This window comes from Citricoccus zhacaiensis (genome assembly GCF_014645315.1).
Lineage (GTDB): Bacteria > Actinomycetota > Actinomycetes > Actinomycetales > Micrococcaceae > Citricoccus > Citricoccus zhacaiensis.
This window is the reverse complement of sequence record NZ_BMLQ01000005.1, coordinates 123,895-143,437: the sequence shown is the minus strand read 5'-3', so window position 1 is coordinate 143,437 and position 19,543 is coordinate 123,895. Positions and strand designations below refer to the sequence as shown.

Genomic DNA, 19,543 nt, shown 5'->3' with positions numbered 1-19,543 from the left:
TTGAGATGTTGAGCCGCTGAACTGCTGAGCCGCCGGTGATCAGCCCGCGGCGTCACGGAGCAACGGGACATCGGAGACCACGTCGATATGCCGCTGCATCGCCTGGGCCGCCTCGTCCGGATCGCCCCGGCGAATGCCCTCCGCAATAGCCCGGTGCGCCTCGAGGGAGACTTCTGGACGCCCAGGCTGCCCCAGGGACTCAATGCGGGTCTCCCGGATCCTCTCACTCAAGAAGTCCATCATCTGCGCCAAGACCCCGGAATGCGCAGCCTGGGTGATGGCCCCGTGGAACCGCTCGTCGCCACCCACTCCCCGGCCACCCTGCTCGATCTCGCCGGCCATCACCTCGATGGCCGCGTCAATTGCCGCCAGGTCCTGCTCCGTCCGTCGCTCGGCCGCCAGGGCCGCGAGCTTGACCTCGACAGTGCTCCTGGCCTCCACGATCTCCGGCAGCAGGCTTCGATGGTCATTCAACTGCCGCAGCAGCGTCGTCGCATTGGGGCGGTAGACCAGCACTGCGCCGGTGCCATGGCGGACATCGATGACGCCGAGCACCTCCAGCGCCACCAGGGCCTGAGCCAGGGTCGCCCGGGAGACGCCGAACTGTTCGGCCAGGTCGCGTTCCGAGGGGAGCCGATCGCCGGGCGCCAAACCCTCCTCGTCGATGAACTCAAGGATCCGCTCCATCAGCTGCTCGTACAGCCGGGCACGCGTGACACGGCGCGGCCCGTGGCCTCTGTCCTGTTCCGTCATCTGCGACCTCCCGCGCGCTCGTCCGTGAGTTCGTCACAGCATATTGACAACCGGCTCATGAGTCTAGGAGGCTAGGCCACTAGCAGAGTGATCCACCTCACACGCCCTCTGGAAGGCATCCCTATGTCAGAACCCATCATCGCGATCATCATCCTGGCCGCCATGTTCATCCTCGCCACCGTGCTGCCCATCAACATGGGCGCGTTGGCGTTCGTAGGCGCCTTCGTCCTCGGGGCTCTCTTCCTGGGGATGGAGGCGGACGACATCATGGCCAACTTCCCCGGAGGCCTCTTCCTCACCCTCGTCGGCGTCACCTATCTCTTCGCCATCGCCCAGAACAACGGCACGATCGACCTGCTGGTCAGACGGGCCGTGAAACTCGTGGACAACCGGGTCGCTCTCATCCCGTGGGTCATGTTCACCCTCACCGCGGTCATCACGGCCGTGGGCGCGCTCGGCCCGGCCGCGGTGGCCATCATGGCCCCCATCGGCCTCAACTTCGCCGCCAAGTACAAGATCAACCCCCTGATGATGGGCATGCTGATCGTCCACGGCGCCCAGGCCGGAGGCTTCTCCCCCATCGCCGTCTACGGCGTGATCGTCAACGGCCTGATCGCCGACGCGGGCTTCGCGTTCAGCCCGACGGCCCTGTTCCTCAGCTCCCTGATCTTCAACGCAGTCATCGCCGTCGTTCTGTTCCTCGTCCTCGGCGGCAGGTCCCTCGTGGGAACGCGGGTTTCACAGTTCGCCGAGTCCGTCTCGGACGCCCGCCTCCACGCCTCTGTGGGTGCCCGCGCGGCCGGCGTCGACTTCAAGGGCTCCGGCAGTGGGACGTACGGCCCCCGAGACCCGGCCGGCGACGGCCCGTCCTCCTCCTCATCCTCCTCGCAGACGGTCACGTTCCCCCAGGTCGCCACCATGCTCGGCCTCGTGGCCCTGGCCGTGGTGGCTCTCGGCTTCCAGGTGGACATCGGCTTCGTGTCCATCACCATCGCGGTGGTCCTCGCGCTGCTCTCGCCGAAGGCCCAGAAGGGAGCGGTCAACAAGATCAGCTGGCCGACGGTGCTGCTGATCTGCGGCATGCTGACCTTCGTCGGCACGCTCCAGGAGGCCGGGACCATCACGTACGTCTCCGACGCCGTCGCCCAGATGGGCATGCCGCTGCTCGCCGCCCTGATGATCTGCTACATCGGTGCCGTGGTCTCCGCCTTCGCCTCCTCCACCGCCATCCTCGCCGCCCTGATCCCCCTGGCCGTCCCCTTCCTCGATTCCGGGTCCGTCAGTGCCATCGGCGTCGTCTGCGCCCTGGCGGTCGCCTCCACGGTGGTGGATGTGTCCCCGTTCTCCACGAACGGCGCCCTGGTGCTCGCGAATGCGCCGGAGGGGACGGACTCCGACCGCTTCTACAAGCAGATCCTCACCTACGGGGCGATCGTGGTGGTCGTCGCCCCGCCGCTCGCCTGGCTGACCATGGTGGCCCCCGGATGGATGTGAGCCGGCACCGCCCCGGAGAGAGGAATCCTATGACCACCACCGCAGGACCGCTCAGCGGCTACACCGTCCTCGACCTCACCCGGGCCCTGGCCGGCCCCCACGCCGGGATGATGCTCGGCGACCTCGGCGCGCGGGTGATCAAGGTCGAAACCCCCGGCACCGGCGACGACACCCGGTCCTGGGGCCCGCCGTTCGTGGGCCCGGAGGACGACCCCCAGGCCACCTACTATCTCTCCTGCAACCGCAACAAGGAGTCCATCGCCCTGGACCTCAAGAGCGAGGACGGCCGGGCCACCCTGGTCGAGCTCGTCCGGCGGTCCGATGCCCTGTTGGAGAACTTCCGCACCGGTGTGCTGGACCGGCTCGGGTTCCCGGTGGAGGCCCTGCACGAGATCAACCCCCGGCTCGTCATCCTCTCCATCACCGGGTTCGGCCATGACGGCCCCGAGGCCACCCGCAGCGGTTATGACCAGATCGTGCAGGGCGAGGCCGGGCTGATGTCCCTCACCGGGTCCGGGCCGGACGACCCGCAGCGCGTGGGCGTCCCGATCGCCGACCTGCTCTCAGGAATGTACGGGGCCTATGGCCTGCTGGCGGCCCTCCTGGAACGCGAGCGGACCGGGAAGGGACAGGTGGTGAGGACCTCACTGCTCGCCGCGGTGGTCGGCGTCCACGCCTTCCAGGGGACCCGCCAGACCGTGGCCGGGCAGACCCCGCAGGCCCAGGGCAACCACCATCCCTCGATCGCCCCCTACGGCCTCTTCCACTGCCAGGGCGGAAGCGTCCAGATCAGCGTCGGCAACGAGCGGCTCTGGAGGACGTTCTGCACCACCGTCGGCCTCGATCCCGAGGACCCGGACTTCGCCACGAACGCGCTGCGGGTGGAGCACCGGGACCGGCTCATCCAGGTGATCGAACAAGCCTTCAGCACCCACCCGCCCGCCGAACTGCTGGAACGGCTGGAGGCGGCCGGCATCCCGGCCGGGAAGGTGCGGTCCCTGGACGAGGTCTACGCCTGGGACCAAGTCGAGGCCCAGGGCCTGCGCCTCACGGTGGACCATCCCCTCCTCGGCGGCATCGACCTCCCCGGCCCCCCGCTGCGGTTCTTCGACGCGGCCTCGGGGCAGGAGACCACGAAGCGGACCCACACCGCGCCGCCACTGCTGGACCGGGACGCCGAGGCCATCCGGTCGTGGCTGGCATGACCGGCACCGAGGTGAGGCTGCGGCGGTCCGCGGCACAGCTCCTGGCCCTGGTGCTGGACGAGGGGACCTTCACGCCATGGGATCGCCCGGCCGAGCAACCTGCCACCAGCCCCCGGTACGCCGCCGAGCTGGAGAAGGCTCGCCGCGCCACCGGAGCCGACGAGTCCGTCACGACCGGCCGGGGGCTGATCCGCGGCCGACCGGTGGCCGTGATCGTCTCCGAATTCGGCTTCCTGGCGGGCTCCATCGGCCGTGCCGCATCGCGCCGCATCACTGACGCCGTCCGACGCGCCACCGAGGAGGGCCTGCCCCTGCTCGCCTGCCCGGCCTCCGGCGGCACCAGGATGCAGGAGGGCACCCCCGCATTCCTGTCCATGGTGGACATCACCCAGGCCATCCACCGGCACAAGGACCGGGGCCTGCCGTACCTGGTCTACCTCCGGCACCCCACCACCGGCGGCGTGATGGCCTCCTGGGGGTCACTGGGCCACGTGACTCTCGCCGAGCCCGGCGCCCTGCTCGGCTTCCTCGGGCCCCGGGTCTTCGAGGCCCTCAACTCAGAGCCGTTCCCCAGCGGGGTGCAGACGGCGGAGAACCTCCACCGCCGGGGGATCATCGACGGCGTCGCCGCCCCCGAGGACCTTCCGGACCTGTTCGACCGGGTGCTGCGCATCGTCGCCCCGGCGCCCCAGTCCAACCAGTCCAGCCGGTCCGGTCCGGCCTGCCCGACGCCGGCCCCGGCCAGCGCCGCTGCCGGCCCCGGGACCACCTCCACCTGGCACTCCATCGAGCGGTCCCGCCACCGCGGACGGCCTGACCTGCAGCGCCTGCTGGAGGAGGGCGCCGATGACGCCGTGGTCCTGCACGGCACGGGGCAGGGCGAGGCCGATCCAGGGCTGACCCTCGCGTTGGCCCGCTTCGGCACCCAGCCGTGCGTCGTCGTCGGGCACCAGCGGCCTGGCCCCGGGGAGCGGGAGATGGGCCCGGCCTCCCTCCGGCAGGCCCGGCGGGGCGTCCAGGTGGCCCAGGAGCTGCGACTGCCCCTGCTCACCGTCATCGACACGGCCGGAGCGGAGCTGTCCCGCGAGGCCGAGGAGGGCGGGCTGGCCGGTGAGATCGCCCGGACCCTCGCCGACCTGATCGGGACCCCGGTGCCCAGCGTGTCCGTCCTCTGGGGACAGGGCGCGGGCGGTGGGGCCTTGGCCCTGGTGCCCGCCGACCGGGTCATCGCCGCCGAGCATGCGTGGCTCTCGCCCCTGCCCCCGGAGGGAGCCAGCGCGATCGTGCACCGGGATACCCTGCACGCCCCCGAGCTGGCGGAGGCACAGGACGTCAACGTCGCCGCACTGCACCGGATCGGACTCGTGGACCACGTGGTGCCGGAGGAACCGCCCGCCGAGCACGACCCGCACGGTTTCTGCACGGCCATGGCCTCGGCCATAGAGTACGAGCTGTCACGGGCGGTCTGCCTTCCCGACGCCGACCGGCTCGGTTTGAGGGCCGCCAGATTCCATCAACTGGGCTGCTGACGCGGCCGGAGGGAGGCGCCGGTGGACGTGCTGACGGCACTCGCGATCCTCGCGGCCGGCCTCGGAGGTGGCCTGGTCGTCACCGCCATCGGGGCCGGCTCCCTGGTGACCTTCCCCGTCCTGCTGGCCGTCGGCCTGCCGCCCGTGGTGGCGAACGTCTCCAACACCATCGGGCTCGTGCCGGGGAACATCACCGGCACCTGGGGGTATCGCCACGAGCTCGTGGGCCAGCGCGGCCTGGTCATCGGCGTCGCCGCGACCACCGCCGTGGGCGCGGCGGCCGGGGCCGCGCTGCTCCTCTCGCTGCCCTCTGAGGCCTTCTCGCGGCTGGCACCTTGGCTGATCCTGCTGGCCGCCACCCTGGTCGGCGCCCAGCCCGCCATCTCCGGGGTGCTGCGGCGGCGGGCGAGGCGCCGTGGGGACGCGCCCCGCGGCACCAGCACCCGCCTACCGGCGCCCCTGGCCTGGGTGTCAGCGGCCATCGGCGTCTACGGCGGCTACTTCGGGGCAGGCCAGGGAGTCATGCTCGTGGCCTTTCTCGCCCTGGGACTGGAGCAACGGCTCCAGACCATCAACGCCCTGAAGAACGTGGCCGTGCTGGCGGCCAACGTGGTGGCCGCCCTGATCTTCGTCTGGATCGCTCCCGTCGACTGGGCCGCCGTCGGACTCCTGGCGATCGGCTCCGTGGTCGGCGGCTGGCTCGGCGCCCTCATCGGGCGGCGACTGCCCGGACCGGTCTTCCGGGTCCTCGTGGTGCTCTTCGGCTACGTCGTCGCCCTCCGGCTCCTGCTGGACGCTGCCTAGAGCGAGGCGATGGCGCGGTCCAGGTCGTCGATCAGATCGGCCACGTCCTCGATGCCCACGGACAGGCGCACCAGGTTGTCCGGCACCGCGAGCTCGGTGCCGGCCACGGAGGCGTGGGTCATCTCGGCCGGGTAGTTCATCAGCGACTCGATCCCGCCCAGGGACTCCGCCAGCTGGAACAGCCGGGTGGTCTCGGCGACCTGCTTGGCGGCCGCCGCCCCGCCGGTGAACTGCACCGAAACCATGCCGCCGTAGCCGCGCATCTGGCGGGACGCCAGCTCATGGCCGGGGTGGTCGGGCAGGCCCGGGTACAGCACCCGCTCCACGCCGGAGACGCCCTGCAGGTGCTGGGCGATCGTGGCGGCGTTCGCATTGTGGCGGTCCATGCGCACCCCCAGCGTCTTGAGCCCCCGGGTGGTCAGATAGGCGTCCAGCGGCCCGTTGACCGCACCGGCAGCGAACTGCTGGAACTTCACCTTCTCGGCGAGCTCCGGGTCGTTGACCACCACGGCGCCGCCGATCACATCGGAGTGCCCGCCGATGTACTTGGTCGTGGAATGGACCACGACGTCGGCGCCCAGTTCCAGCGGCAGCTGCAGGTACGGCGTCGCGAAGGTGTTGTCCACCACCAGCAGCGCCCCGGCCGCGTGCGCCGCCTCCGCCAGTGCGGCGATGTCCGAGACCTTCATCATCGGGTTGGAGGGCGTCTCCAGCCACAGGATCCGGGTAGCGGAGGCGTCGGTGGCCGCCAGTGCCTGTTCCACAGCGGAGGCGTCTGCCATGTCCACCACGGTGTGGGTGACGCCCCAGGGGCCCAGGATCTTGTTGATCAGGCGGTAGGTGCCGCCGTAGACGTCGTTGCCCATGACGATGTGGGCGCCAGGGCCGGCCACGGCGTGGATCAGGGCATTCTCGGCGGCCAGGCCGGAGCCGAAGGTGAAGGCGCGGGCCCTGCCATCCACGCCGCCTTCCAGGGCGGCCAGCTGCTCCTGGAGGGAATCACGGGTGGGGTTGGTGCCGCGGCCGTAGTCATAGCCGTGGCGCAGCTGCCCCACGGCCTCGGGGGCATAGGTGGTGGAGAGGTGCACGGGTGGCACCACGGCGCCATAGACCGTCTCGTGGGCCTGGCCGGCGTGGATGGCGCGGGTGTTGAAGCCCTCGTAGCGGGGGGTCTCGTTGGTCATGTCCAGTCCTTTCAGCGGGCCACGCGGGCCAGCAGGTCGTGCAGGGTGACGATGCCCGTGACCACGCCGTGGTGGGTGGCCATCACGGCGTGGGCGGAGCGCAGAGCCTCGCGCACGGTGGAGAGCGGGGCGTTGACGTTGACCTTCGGCAGGGGGGCGCCGACGTGGTCGAACACGGTGTCCGCGGCGGTCGCCCGCCCGGTGGCCAGCAGGTCGGTGAGCGTGGCCACGTCCACGGCGCCCAGGATCTCGCCGACGCGCAGGTCATCCCGGGGCGCGCCGACCACGGGCAGGGCGTCCACGCCGTAGCGGTTCATGGTGGAGATGGCCTCGGCCAGGGTGGCGTCCTTCGGGGCGGTGACCACGGACGGCAGGGCGCCGGGCAGCCAGGCGGACTTCTCCCGCAGGAGGTCGGCGACCGTCGCGTTCCACGCGGAGGGCGAGGACACCGCGGGGCCCGAGGGGCCGGCGTCGTGCGCGGTGTTAGTGGTGGGCTCCGCGGGCAGCACCGAGTCCTGCCGGGTGATGGCGAAGCCCATCTCGTCCATCCAGCCTTCGTTGAAGATCTTGCCGAGGTAACCGCGGCCGGAGTCCGGCAGGATGATGACCATCACGTCGTCCTCGCCGAGGTCCTGCGCGGCCCGGAGGCCTGCGACGACGGCCATCCCGGAGGATCCGCCCACGAGCAGGCCCTCCTCGGCCGCGAGGCGGCGGGTCATCTCGAAGGAGGCGGCGTCCTCCACGGCGAGGACCTCGTCCGGGACGGAGGGGTCGTAGTTGCCGGGCCACATGTCCTCCCCCACGCCCTCCACGGAGTAGGGCCGGCCGGTGCCGCCGGAGTAGACGGAACCGTCCGGATCGGCGGCGATGACCTTGACGGGGCCGGAGGCGCGGTCCGCGGAGACCTCCTTGAGGTAGCGGCCCGTGCCCGTGATGGTGCCACCGGTACCCGCACCGATGACCACGTGGGTGAGCCGGCCGGCGGTGTCCCGCCAGATCTCCGGGCCGGTGGTCTCGTAGTGGGACTCGGGGGCGGAGGGGTTGAAGAACTGGTTGGGCTGGTAGGCCCCCGGGATGTCCCGTTCGAGGCGGTTGGCCACCCCGTAGTAGGACTCCTCGGACTCGGGGGCCACGGAGGTCTTGGTGACCACCACCTCGGCGCCGTAGGCCCTGAGGACATCCCGCTTCTCCTCGCCCACCTTGTCCGGTGTGACGAACACGGAGCGGTAGCCCTTGAGCTGGGCGACCATGGCCAGGCCGACTCCGGTGTTCCCGGAGGTCGGCTCCACCACGGTGCCACCGGCGGAGAGCTTGCCCTCGGCCTCGGCGTTCTCGATCATCTTCAGCGCGATGCGGTCCTTCACCGAGCCGCCCGGGTTCAGGTACTCGGGCTTGACCAGGATGGTGGCCCTGAGCCCCTCGGTGACCCTGTTCAGCTTCACCAGCGGGGTGTTGCCGATGAGGCCGAGGACGTTCTCGGCGTAGGTCATGCCGTGCGGGTGGCCGGATGGGGTCTCTGGAGTGCCGGCGTTCTCGGGCTGCGCGTTCATGGGCTCAACGGTACCGCCGGGGCCGCCTTGGGCGGCAAGAGCATGAATCCGCGTGACCACTCAACGCGGGACAATGGCAGGGTGTTAGGTTCCCTGCCCGCCCCGGACGCCACCCTGGTGCTGGAGCCCGGCGTCCCCGTGGACGTGCGCCTGACCCTGGGCGTCCTGCAGCGCGGACATGCCGATCCCACCGTGCAGTCCCGTCCCGATGGGGTCTGGCTCTGCTACCGGGTACCGAGCTCGGGCGATCCGGTGACGGTGCTCGTCCGGCCGGCGCCCTCGGCGCTGGTCCCGGGCCCGGTCCCGGTGCTCGCGTGGGGCCCAGGCGCCGAGACAGCTGTGGCGGACGCGCACCGGCTGCTGGGGCTCGACGACGACTGGTCGGCCTTCGACGCGCTCCTCGCCCCGCGCTCAGCGGGGGCCTCGGGGGCAGCCGTTCTTCCGCATGCGGTGTCGCAGGCCCGCCGGGCGAACCCCGGGCTGCGCCTGCCGGCCACGGGGAGAATGGTGGACCAGCTGCTGACCGTGGTCCTGGAGCAGAAGGTCACCCATGACCAGGCCCGGTCCGGGTGGCGCTGGCTGGTGCGGGGCTTCGGCGAGGCGGCTCCGGCTCCGGCGCCGCCGGGCATGTTGTTGCCGCCGACCGCCCACGCCGTCCGGCGCATCCCCAGTTGGGCGTGGCACGCCGGCTGGGTCCAGCCTGCACAGTCGAGGGCGATGCTGCGGGTGGCCGAGCGGGCGAGCGCCCTGGAGCGGCTGGCCGGCTTACCCGCGGGTGTCGCCGCCCAGATGTTGACCGCCGTGCCGGGGGTCGGCGTCTGGACGGCCGCGGAGACCGTCCAGCGGACCCACGGGGCCCCGGACACGGTGGCGGTGGGTGACTACCACCTGGCCCATCAGGTGGGCGAGGCGCTGACCGGCCGGCGCACGGACGATGCCGGGATGCTGCGGCTGCTGGAGCCGTGGGCCGGTCACCGGCAGCGCGTGGTCCGGCTCATCGGCCTGTCCGGCATCCGGTTCAGCCGGTTCGGCCCGCGGCTGGCACCGGCGGACCACCGGCGGCGGTAGTCAGTTCTGGTCGGAGTTCTGATCTGAGTTCTGATCGGGATTCTGGTTCTGGGCGACCTGCTCGCGGACCTCGTCCATGTCCAGTCCCTTGACGGCCGTGACGAGCTCCTGCAGCTGGGTGGCGTTGACGGCGCCGGGCTGGGCGTAGACCAGGACCTTGTCCCGGAACGCCATGAGGGTCGGGATCGAGGTGATGTTCGCGGCGGCGGCAAGGCCTCGCTCGGCCTCGGTGTCGACCTTGCCGAACACGATGTCCGGGTGCTCGCCCGACACCTGCTCGTAGACCGGGGCGAATTGCTTGCAGGGTCCGCACCAGCCGGCCCAGAAGTCGACGAAGACGATGTCGTTCTCGGTGATGGTCTGTTCGAATCCGGCTTCGGTGATCTCGATGGTTGCCATGCCTTCCACCCTAACCGCCGCCGGCGGTGCCGCGGGAGCCTGGTCCACAGGCGACGGCGGCCCCCTCCTCCACAGCCTCCACCTCCCTCGCGCGTTTCCCACGGTTGGCCCACGGAACCCTGATGCGGGGCCGGCTGGCTTCCTAGCGTCGGATCATCCGGTCAGCAGAAGCGTCGGATCATCCGGTCAGCAGAAGACCGTCCCATTGGATCGATCAGCCGAGGAGCACCCGATGTCGCACGACGCCCCGCAGCAACCCCGCCGTTCCGAGCAGCGCCGGTCCCCACAACTCCCGAGATCGGCACCCCATCCCAAACACGGCCCGTCCGGACCGGGGCGCATGGCCCCCGGACGGCGCACGACCGTCATGGTGGTGGTGGACCGAGAGGAGGCGGAGCAGGCGCTGCGCGAGTCCATGGAGTGGGTGCAGGCGTTCGAGCGGGACTGCGGACTGGTTCTGGACACCGACGCCACGGAGCTCTATGGGGTGGCACTCGCGGTGGACCTCAAGGACTCCCTCCAGCCGCCCCGGGACGGCTCCGTGGCCGACTATCTCGATTTCATCTGCGTGGACGGCCGCTGGCTGGAGCCCGGGCACTGCCCGGCCGCCCCTCCCGATTCGAACGGGGCCCCGGCCTGGGCGTGGGCCTATTACGAGTCCGTCATGGGAGCACCGGATCACGCCTATTGCACCATCTGGGACCTGATGCCGCTGCCCGTGGCCGCATGATGGGTGCGGCCACGGGCAGGAGCTGAAGGGACAGCAGGGACTACTCAGTCGCCAGTGACGAAGGCGTCATAGCGTTGCAGGAACGCCGAGATGTGGCCACGGCTCACCGGCGCGGTCTGGTTGTAGTTGCCATCCGTGTCCCCCAGGGAGATGCCCTCCGAGGCGAGCCAGGTGATGGCCTCATAGTTCGAGCCACCCACGGGCAGGTCCTTGAACGGGGAGATGGCCGGCGCATGGTGATCCGGTGCCTCGAGCCGATACAGCAACGTGGCGAACTCCCCGCGCGTCACGGAGGTGCCCGGACGGAAGGTCCCGTCCGCGTACCCTCGGGTGATCTCCTCGGCCGCAGCCCAGGCGATCGCGGCGAAGTGTCCCGAGTTCTCGGAGACGTCGGAGAACGGGGACTCCTCGGGTGCGTCGAAATCGGGCTGAATGTACCGGTAGAGGAAGGCTGCGGTCTCTGCCCGCGTGACGGCCTGGCTCTTGCGGAACGTCCCGTCGGCGTACCCCAGGGACAGCCCGGTCCGAGCCATCCACTGCACCGGGGTGTAGTACGGCGAGCCTGGGAGGTTGTCCGAGAATTCCGGCACCTCGGGGCCGGCGTCCTCCACGCACTCGAAGCTGGCAGCAGACTCGGTGTCCCCACCCGTGTAGGTGGCCACCGCGGGGTAGATGCACAGCGGGCGGGAGCGCTCGCTCGACCAGTCTTCCGGAACCTGCTCGTTGGCCGGGTTGACCCAGGCCTCGAGCCTCTCCGGCTGCTCGCCGTCCTCCACCCAGCTGACGAGGGCCGCGAGCGCATCGTGCTGGTCCGTGGCCGGACCGCCGGAGACGTGCCCCATGCCCGGCACCTCGTAGTACTGGACGAAGTCGGAGGCGTCACCGCCGTGGGCCTCGTTGAGCTCCCGGTACCAGGCGGAAGTGTCGTCCGAGGAGAACACCCCGTCCGAGGCACCGTGGATGACCATCATCTTGCCGCCGGAGGCCTTCAGATCGTTGAACTCCAGGTCCGGCGGAGTCATGAACTCCATGGCGCTCTCGGTGTAGATCCCCTCGGTGGCGTAGATCGACGCGTTGGCCTCGTCGATATCAAGGTTCAGCACGAAGTCCCGCAGGGCCTGGTCGTTCAGGGCCGGGGCGTAGGGCAGGGTGGAGAAGATGTACCCCACGGCCACGGAGTCCCGTGAGATCGGTGAGTCGAATTTCCAGCTGCCCCATCCCGGCTGCACCAGGCCCGGATCATAGGGGAAGGAGCTGTAGACGGCGGTGCCGTCGCTGGTGGTGGCGCCGTCGAACACGGTCGTCACCACGGCCTTCTGCTCCTCGCTCAGGCACGTCCCGTCCCGGTCGGCCTCACATGTGGGGACGTGGTCCGCCACGGAGAAGATCTCGCCGCACCCAGCCTGGTCCTGGACCAGCCCGTCGGCCAGGCCGTCCAGATCGTCGCACTGGGCCAGGATGGCCTCCGCCAGCAGCACCCGTTCCGGCGGGGTGAGGGCCGAGTTCAGATCGTCGCTGGTGGCCACGGTGTTCCACTGCTGCGCGCCCCACAACTGGGCCACCGCCGCCTGCGGGAGGTTGAAGCCGGGTGCCAGCGCGAGGAAGCCGTCGTACTCGTCGGTGTAGCGGGAGGCGCCCACCATGGTGTGCCGGCCGCCGTTGGACCCGCCCGTCAGGTAGGAGTACTCCGGCGCGCTGCCGTAGGCCTCCTCCACGAGAGCCTTCGCCATCGGGGTCAGGGTGCCCACGGCCTGGTAGCCGTAGTCCAGCCGGGCCTGCGGGTCCAGACCGAAGGTGGGGTTCTGGCTGCCGGAGTGGCCGGCGTCGGAACTGATGACCGCCATGCCCATCTGGAGACCGCTCTCGCCGCCGCCCACCCGGCCCAGAGCGGTGCTGACGGAGCCGTCCAAGCCGCCGTTGGCCTGGTAGAGGTACTGCCCGCTCCAGTCCTTCGGCAGGCGCATCTCGAAGCCGATGGCATACTCCTCGCCGTCGACAGGACTGGTCCGCTCGTTCATCTGACCCGTGACGAGGCAGTGCTCACCGATGTCCTCACCCCGGTTGGTGAGGGTGCCGGCGGCTACGACCTCAGCGCCGGTGATGGTGGTGGACTCGAACTCGAATCCGGACAGCGCCGCGCAGTCCGGGGCAGCTGCGGACGTGCCGATGCCCACGGTCGCGGTGGATGTGGCGGAGGCGGCGGGGACGGAGGTGCCGGCCAGTGCCATTCCGGACGAACTCAGGAGGAGCCCGACGGCGGCGGCACCGGCGACCGCGGCTCGGCGGAGGGGAACTCGGCTCATCTCAGCACCTCCCCAGCCGGCTCGGGCGGCGCTCGGGGACGGCCCGGCCGCGGGCGGTCTGGTCGGGAGCGGGGCGGTCGGGAGCGGGGCGGTCGGGAGCGGTTTGGTCAGGGGCGTGACCATCAGGGCGTTCCATGGGGATGTCCTTTCAGGAAGGGGATAGCACCCGCTGGCCAGCACCTCTCTGAATTGTGATGTAGGCCACAGTGCGAGTGGTGGACACATCCTATGGACATCCAGTTGTCAAAGACAATGGTCGATTCCGTCAACGGTCTTTCCGGGCGCATGGCGGCGTGAGTCACACTGTGACGGAATAATCCTCAGGTTGATCCGGTTGCGCCGGTTATGCGAGCCATTGGAATCCATGACCCAGGAACACCGGACGCCCTGCACGTCGTCGACCTGCCCCAACCTGCCGTTGAGGAGGGAGAAGTACGGATCCGCGTCCATGCGGCCGCCGTCAATCCGACGGACACCCTGCTCCGATCCGGGCAACGGGACCTGTCCCGGCAGCCTCGACCCCTGGTCCCCGGAATGGACGTCGCCGGGATACTGGAGGAGATCGGACCCGGCACCGAGACCCCGCTCCGCGTGGGTGACGCCGTCATGGCGATCGTCGTGCCGCGCGGCACCCACGGCGCCTACGCGGAACAGGTGGTCGTGCCCGCCGAATCCGTGGCCGCCGCACCACGAGGCGCCGGCCACGTGGAGGCCAGCACCCTGCCCATGAACGGCCTCACCGCACGGTTGGCTCTGGACACCCTCGGCCTGCCGTCCGGCAGCGTCGTCGCCGTCACCGGGGCCGCTGGCGCCATGGGCGGATACGCGGTCCAGTTGGCGAAGGCTGACGGGCTGACCGTCGTCGCCGATGCCGCGGCAAAGGACCAGGAGCTGGTCGCCGGCCTGGGGGCCGACGTCGTGCTTCCCCGCGGCGAAGGATTCGCCGACCGAGTCCGTGAGCGGTTCCCCGACGGCGTGGACGGCGCCGTCGACGGAGCGATGCTGCACGCCGCAGTTGCCCCCGCCGTCCGGGATGATGGCACCGTCATCACCATCCGGGGCTACGACGAGCCGGGCGAACGTGGCGTCAGGTTTCAGCCGATCATGGTCGCGGACTACGCCCGGGAACAGCAGAAGCTGGACACGCTCAGGCAACAGGCGGAGGACGGCCTGGTGAGCCTGCGGGTGGCCGCGTCCCTGCCGAAGGAACAGGCCCCGGAGGCCCACCGACGCCTGGAGGCCGGCGGCGTCCGTGGACGCCTGGTGCTGACCTTCTGAAGATCCCGGAAACGAGAAAACCGCGGGAGTCTGGTGACTCCCGCGGTTTTCCGCAGTGTGGCAGATACTGGATTCGAACCAGTGAAGGCAATGCCAGCTGATTTACAGTCAGCCCCCTTTGGCCGCTCGGGTAATCTGCCGGGGCCCCTCCCGTGCGAAACTGGTTTGAACCAGTCTGTTCGGTCGGCGACACCTCACTTTACCGGAGCCGGGCCAGGATTTCGAATCGGAGCCTTCGCCAGCTTCTCTGCCTGCATTTCTACCGGCTTTCCGTTGGCTGCCCCGCCCGCTTCTCCGCGCTGGAGTTCGGGCACCGCCACGGTATGCCACGGCACCGGGGCCCACCGGTAGGCTGTCCGCGAGGAACGTCCCACCCGAGTCCACCGCACTCTCATCGCGGCGGACACAACAGTGAAGAGGAGCCATGGCCAGCGATTCGACGTTTGATGTGGTCAGCAAGGTCGACAAGCAGGAGATCAGCAATGCCCTGAACCAGGCCCAGAAGGAGATAGCCCAGCGCTATGACTTCAAGGGCGTGGGCGCGGAGGTTGATTTCAGCGGCGAGTCCATCCTGATGAAGGCCGCCTCCGAGGAGCGCGTCAAGGCCGTCCTGGACGTCTTCCAGTCCAAGCTGGTCAAGCGCGGCATCTCCCTGAAGTCCCTCGAGGCCGGTGAGCCCTACGCCTCGGGCAAGGAGTACCGCATGGAGGCGACCATCAAGGAGGGCATCGACCAGCCCACCGCCAAGAAGATCACCAAGCTGATCCGCGATGAGGGCCCGAAGTCCATCAAGGCCACCATCCAGGGCGACGAGCTCCGCGTGTCCTCCAAGTCCCGCGACGACCTGCAGGCGACCATCGCCATGCTCAAGGACTTCGAGGACGCCGACCTGCAGTTCATCAACTTCCGCTGAGAAGCCCGTTCGACCGACCGAGGACACCATGCTCTACCTGATCACCCCCGACGGCTTCGTCAGCACCCTGCAGGCCACCCTCGGCGACGTGCTCGTGGACGCCCGCCGTGGACGGCCACTGTCCCGGCAGCCCTGGGTGGCGCAGGATCCCGGCCTCGCGGGCATCTCCGCAGAGATGGTCCTGGCCGTGGCCCTACGCCACGGCCTCGACGGGGGCATCGGCCTCGTGGTGCACGGAGGCTTCATCGATCAGGTCCTGGAACCAGAGCGGTTGCGGGCTGCGGAGCGAAACCAGAACCGGATCGCCGCGCAGCTGGCCTCGATCGCGCCTGAACCGCGCTTCGAGGACCGCGACTGGCACCGTCAGCAGCGGGCCATCGCCGAGGAGGCGCGGCAGGCGGCCGGCGGTTCGATCCGTCAGGCTGAGAAGGCGGCCGAGGAGTTGCTGTCCGCTCCGGTGAAGGACCACCTGGCTCGCGCCTGGGAGCGCGCCGGCGGGCTGCTGCCCACGTCCTGACGATGGCCCGCGGCCGGCCGGGTCAGTTGACCCGGGGCAACTGAGCCGCCGCGTCAGGCCTGGCCCAACTCCCGGGCCATGCCCTCGAGGCGCTTGACCCGCTCATTCATCGGCGGATGCGTGGAGAACATCTTCTGCACGTTCCGGAACGGGTTGGCGATCATCAGGTGTGCGGTGTTCTGCAGCCGCTGCTCGGAGGGCAGCGGGGCGGCCTGGATGCCGTTCTGCAGTTTGTAGAGGGCCGAGGCCAGGGCGAGAGGGTCTCCGGTGAGCCGGGCACCGTCCTCGTCCGCATCGTACTCCCGGGTCCGGGAGATGGACATCTGGATGAGCGAGGCCGCGATCGGGGACAATAGTGCCAGCGCGATCATCGCCAGGGGGTTCGCACCGCGGTTGTCCCGGCCGGCTCCGAAGAACAGCATGAATTGGGCCACCGAGGTGATGACCCCGGCGACGGCGGCCGCCATGGAGGACGTCAGGATGTCCCGGTTGTAGACGTGCATCAGCTCGTGCCCGAGCACCCCGCGCAGCTCGCGTGCATTGAGCATCTGCAGGATCCCCTCGGTGCAGCACACGGCGGCATTCTGCGGATTGCGGCCCGTGGCAAAGGCATTGGGTGAGGCGGTGGGCGCCACGTAGAGCCGCGGCATCGGCTGCTGGGCCGCCTCGGAGAGCTCGCGGACGATCCGGTACATCTCCGGCTGCTCCTGCTCGGTGACCGGATAGGCGCGCATGGAGCGGATCGCGATCTTGTCACTGTTCCAGTAGCTGTAGGCCGTGGACGCCACACCGATGACGGCGAAGACCCCGATCCACACGGCCCGGCCGGTCCCGGCCGCGATGACACCGCCGATCGCCAGCAGCACGGCGAACAATCCGGCGAACAGCAGGGTGGTCTTCAGTCCGTTGTAATGCCGGTGCATCCGGGGGCGGTCCTTCCAGGGGCGCGGGAAACTCAGGGACGGTCGATGACGCGTCTGTGGGTACAATGTACGTCACCGGCCGGGAATTCCGGACGGCAGGTCCTCAGGGAACGGGGCGGCGGGAGTCGTACTTCAGGAAGCCGGGCTGCCAGCGCATCAGGGCGCTGACTCCGAGTACGCAGAGCACTCCACCGGCCATGAGCGTCACCGGCTCGGTCAGCAGCTCGGCGGCGCTCCCGGTCAGCATCTCCCCCACCCGCGGCCCACCGGCCACCACCACGATGAACACGCCCTGGAGCCGCCCTCGCAGATGGTCCGGGGTGGCCGACTGCAGGATGGTGTTGCGGAAGACGGAGGAGACGGAGTCGGCGCAGCCGGCCAGGGCCAGGCAGGCCGCGGCCGCCCACAGGTAGTGCTGGGGCTCGCCGCCGGAGGCCCCGGCACGGGCCGCCAGATAAACCACCACGCCGAAGCCGGCCACGGACAGCCCCCAGGCGACGATGGCCCAATATACCGCCGCCCCGTGCCGGACGATGCGCGTCAGCGGCCCGGAGAACAGCCCCGTGAGAAAGGCGCCGAGGGCCATGGCCGCCAACAGGATCCCGACGGCGGCCTCGCCGCCGCCCAGCACCACCGCGCCGATCGCCGGCAGCAGCGCCCGCGGGAAGGCGGTGGCCATCGCGACGATGTCCGCGATGAAGGTCATCCGCAGGTTGGGGCGGGACCCGAGGAAGCGGAACCCCTCCACCACGGAGCCCCAGCCGACCCGGCGCCGAGTCCCGGCAGCCTCCTCACCGTCCTGCCGCTGCGGCGGCAGGGAGGGCAGGCGCCACACGGCATAGAGAGCAGCCAGGAAGGTCACCACGTCCACGGAGTACGTCCAGGCATAGCCCACCTGGGCCACCAGGACGCCGGCGAACAGCGGCCCGACCATCATGGCCACCGAGAACGTCATCATGTTCAGGGCGTTGGCGGCCGGCAGCAATTTGAGGCCCACGAGTGCGGGGATGATGGCCCCGCGGGTGGGCTGATTGATGCCGGAGGCTCCGGAATGGACGGCCACCAGCACGTACAGCACCCACACGTTCTCCAGCCCCAGCCAGGCCTGGGCCGCGATCAGGACGGCGGTCAGCCACAGCACGGAGGAGGAGGCCAGGGCGAGCTTGCGCCGGTCCACGTGGTCGGCCACCGCCCCGCCATAGAGCCCGGCCACCACCAATGGCACCAGGGCGAACGCGCCCAGCATCCCGACGGCCAGCGATGAACCGGTGAGGTGGAAGACCTCGAGGCTGACCGCGACGAGGGTCAGTTGCGTGCCGACTGCCGAGAGCGAGTTCCCGATCCAGAGCCGCCGGTAGGCGGGGCTGACCCGCAGAGGGGTGAGGTCTGCGAGCAGCCGCGCCATCAGCCGCGGCTGATGCGGGTCATGTCCTCACGGGGAACCACTTTGACGCGCTCGCGCTGCACGGGACCGGAGCCGGTGGCGGTGGCACCGAGGCCGAGCTCGTGCTCGTCCAACTTCAGCCAACCCTCCCAGGTGGTGTATTCGATGCCGCGCGATTCCAGCAGGTCGATGACCGCCTGCTCGTCCGGGTTCGCCGCAGACCACAGGTCCGGCTGGTCCTCGAGCATGCAGCCGATGGTCTCCAGGGCGTCGCCCTTGGTGTGGCCGATCAGGCCCACCGGGCCGCGCTTGATCCAGCCGGAGGCATACAGGCCGGGCACCGGGATGCCGTTCTCGTCCAGGATGCGGCCGGCGTCGTTGGGGATGACCCCCTTGCGCTCGTCATAGCCGAGCCCGGGCACGGGGGAACCGTGGTAGCCGATGGCCCGGTACACGGCCTGGACCGGGTAGTCGATGTACTCGCCCGTACCCTTGACATTGCCGGTGCCGTCCAGCTCCATGCGCTCCATCCGCAGGCCGGCGACCTGGCCGGCCTCGTCCCCCTCGCCGCCGAGAATCTCTACCGGCTGCTGCAGGAAGTGCAGGTGCAGGCGGCGCGAGGCGCCGGAGTCCTGGTCCTCGACGAGCCAGTTGGTCAGGGTGCCGACCATGGTCTTGACCTGGTTGTTCGTCGCTGCCAACTGCTCCGAGGCCTCATCGAACTCGAAGTCCTCCGGATACAGCACGATGTCCACGTCCTTGGAGTGCGCCAGCTCGCGCAGCTCCAGCGGGGTGAACTTCACCTGGGCGGGCCCGCGGCGGCCGAAGACGTGCACGTCCGTGACCGGGGAGGCCTTGAGCCCCTCGTAGACGTTCTCCGGGATCTCGGTGACCAGTAGGTCGTCGGCATGCTTGGAGAGCATGCGGGCCACATCCAGGGCCACATTGCCGTTGCCGATCACCGCGACCTCCTTCGCGGTCAACGGCCACTGGCGCGGTACGTCCGGATGGCCGTCATACCAGGAGACGAAGTCTGCGCCGCCGAAGGAACCCTCGAGGTCCACGCCGGGAACGGGCAGGTCTGCGTCCCGGACGGCCCCGGTGGAGAAGACGATGGCGTCATAGTGCTCGCGCAGGTCCTCCAGGGTGAGGTCGGTGCCGAAGTCCACGCCGCCGAGGAAGCGGATGTCCCCGCGGTCCATGACCTTGTGCAGGGCCTTGACGATGCCCTTGATCCTCGGGTGGTCCGGGGCCACGCCATAGCGGATGAGTCCGTAGGGAGCCGGGTAGCGGTCGAAGAGGTCGATGCTGACCTCGAAGTCACGTTCGGCCTTGGTCAGCAGGTCTGCCGTATACACGCCGGCCGGTCCGGCACCGATGATGGCGAGGCGGAGGGGGCGGGTGGGGGCAGAGGTCACTGGTCGTCCAATCGGCTGGGCTCGGCGGTGGCGGGCAGGCCACCAGCGGACCATTCTACCGATGCCTCCGGAATACGCATGAGTGGCGTGA

The 19,543-nt window shown here is 69.9% G+C and carries 17 protein-coding genes and 1 tRNA gene; 9 read left to right on the top strand and 9 right to left on the bottom strand.

Translation table 11 applies throughout. The features are described 5' to 3' along the window. Positions 1–39: 39 nt before the first annotated feature. The gene (locus IEX49_RS09775; RefSeq protein ID WP_188805985.1) at positions 40–753 is read right to left on the bottom strand and encodes a FadR/GntR family transcriptional regulator; all 714 of its coding nucleotides are present in this window, start codon (positions 751–753) and stop codon (positions 40–42) included. 123 nt (positions 754–876) lie between these two features. Here IEX49_RS09775 and IEX49_RS09770 point away from each other — a divergent pair, with 123 nt between their 5' ends. Genes IEX49_RS09770 through IEX49_RS09755 form a run of 4 tightly spaced genes read left to right on the top strand, consistent with a single transcriptional unit; the run spans position 877 to position 5,785 of the window. Next, positions 877–2,247: an SLC13 family permease gene (locus IEX49_RS09770; RefSeq protein ID WP_188805984.1), complete on the top strand. Its 1,371-nt coding sequence runs from the start codon at positions 877–879 to the stop codon at positions 2,245–2,247. Between the two features lie 29 nt (positions 2,248–2,276). Continuing rightward, positions 2,277–3,452, top strand: a complete 1,176-nt coding sequence (locus IEX49_RS09765; RefSeq protein WP_188805983.1) for a CaiB/BaiF CoA transferase family protein — start codon at positions 2,277–2,279, stop codon at positions 3,450–3,452. Then, the gene (locus IEX49_RS09760) at positions 3,449–4,981 is read left to right on the top strand and encodes a carboxyl transferase domain-containing protein (protein WP_188805982.1); all 1,533 of its coding nucleotides are present in this window, start codon (positions 3,449–3,451) and stop codon (positions 4,979–4,981) included. The genes IEX49_RS09765 and IEX49_RS09760 overlap by 4 nt, the downstream gene beginning before the upstream one ends. Before the next feature lie 21 nt (positions 4,982–5,002). After that, positions 5,003–5,785, top strand: a complete 783-nt coding sequence (locus IEX49_RS09755; RefSeq protein ID WP_188805981.1) for a sulfite exporter TauE/SafE family protein — start codon at positions 5,003–5,005, stop codon at positions 5,783–5,785. Here the strand turns inward: IEX49_RS09755 and IEX49_RS09750 are convergent. Together IEX49_RS09750 and IEX49_RS09745 are read right to left on the bottom strand one after the other, a co-directional pair. Continuing rightward, entirely contained in the window at positions 5,782–6,969 is a 1,188-nt protein-coding gene (locus IEX49_RS09750; RefSeq protein WP_188805980.1) for a cystathionine gamma-synthase, read from the bottom strand. The two genes, IEX49_RS09755 and IEX49_RS09750, sit on opposite strands and share 4 nt — an antisense overlap. Positions 6,970–6,980: 11 nt before the next feature. Further along, positions 6,981–8,459, bottom strand: a complete 1,479-nt coding sequence (locus IEX49_RS09745) for a cystathionine beta-synthase (protein WP_188806137.1) — start codon at positions 8,457–8,459, stop codon at positions 6,981–6,983. A gap of 141 nt (positions 8,460–8,600) precedes the next feature. On the opposite strand from IEX49_RS09745, the gene IEX49_RS09740 reads away from it, so the two are divergent. Next, a complete protein-coding gene (locus IEX49_RS09740; RefSeq protein ID WP_229672512.1) occupies positions 8,601–9,587 on the top strand; it encodes a DNA-3-methyladenine glycosylase family protein in 987 nt (328 codons plus the stop codon). On the opposite strand, the gene IEX49_RS09735 is transcribed toward IEX49_RS09740, so the two are convergent. After that, a complete protein-coding gene (locus tag IEX49_RS09735) occupies positions 9,588–9,986 on the bottom strand; it encodes a thioredoxin family protein (RefSeq protein ID WP_188805978.1) in 399 nt (132 codons plus the stop codon). 232 nt (positions 9,987–10,218) lie between these two features. Between IEX49_RS09735 and IEX49_RS09730 the strand changes: the two genes are divergently transcribed. After that, entirely contained in the window at positions 10,219–10,716 is a 498-nt protein-coding gene (locus IEX49_RS09730) for a hypothetical protein (RefSeq protein WP_188805977.1), read from the top strand. Between the two features lie 44 nt (positions 10,717–10,760). Here the strand turns inward: IEX49_RS09730 and IEX49_RS09725 are convergent, their stop codons facing one another. Continuing rightward, a complete protein-coding gene (locus IEX49_RS09725; protein ID WP_188805976.1) occupies positions 10,761–13,019 on the bottom strand; it encodes a tannase/feruloyl esterase family alpha/beta hydrolase in 2,259 nt (752 codons plus the stop codon). Between the two features lie 345 nt (positions 13,020–13,364). Between IEX49_RS09725 and IEX49_RS09720 the strand changes: the two genes are divergently transcribed. Beyond that, positions 13,365–14,297, top strand: a complete 933-nt coding sequence (locus IEX49_RS09720) for an NADP-dependent oxidoreductase (protein WP_188805975.1) — start codon at positions 13,365–13,367, stop codon at positions 14,295–14,297. Between the two features lie 58 nt (positions 14,298–14,355). Here the strand turns inward: IEX49_RS09720 and IEX49_RS09715 are convergent. After that, a tRNA-Tyr gene (locus IEX49_RS09715) sits at positions 14,356–14,437 on the bottom strand. Between the two features lie 284 nt (positions 14,438–14,721). On the opposite strand from IEX49_RS09715, the gene IEX49_RS09710 reads away from it, so the two are divergent. Further along, on the top strand, positions 14,722–15,210 hold the full coding sequence (locus IEX49_RS09710) for a YajQ family cyclic di-GMP-binding protein (RefSeq protein ID WP_115931970.1): 489 nt from the start codon (positions 14,722–14,724) through the stop codon (positions 15,208–15,210). A 28-nt stretch (positions 15,211–15,238) separates the two neighbouring features. Then, a complete protein-coding gene (locus tag IEX49_RS09705) occupies positions 15,239–15,727 on the top strand; it encodes a hypothetical protein (RefSeq protein WP_188805974.1) in 489 nt (162 codons plus the stop codon). 53 nt (positions 15,728–15,780) lie between these two features. Here the strand turns inward: IEX49_RS09705 and htpX are convergent, their stop codons facing one another. The 3 genes from htpX to IEX49_RS09690 form a co-directional block, all read right to left on the bottom strand. Then, entirely contained in the window at positions 15,781–16,650 is an 870-nt protein-coding gene (gene htpX, locus IEX49_RS09700) for a zinc metalloprotease HtpX (RefSeq protein ID WP_188805973.1), read from the bottom strand. A 103-nt stretch (positions 16,651–16,753) separates the two neighbouring features. Beyond that, a complete protein-coding gene (locus IEX49_RS09695) occupies positions 16,754–18,055 on the bottom strand; it encodes an MFS transporter (protein WP_188805972.1) in 1,302 nt (433 codons plus the stop codon). Further along, positions 18,055–19,452, bottom strand: a complete 1,398-nt coding sequence (locus IEX49_RS09690; RefSeq protein ID WP_229672510.1) for an FAD-dependent oxidoreductase — start codon at positions 19,450–19,452, stop codon at positions 18,055–18,057. Before IEX49_RS09690 ends, IEX49_RS09695 begins: the two co-directional genes overlap by 1 nt. Between the last annotated feature and the right edge of the window lie 91 nt (positions 19,453–19,543).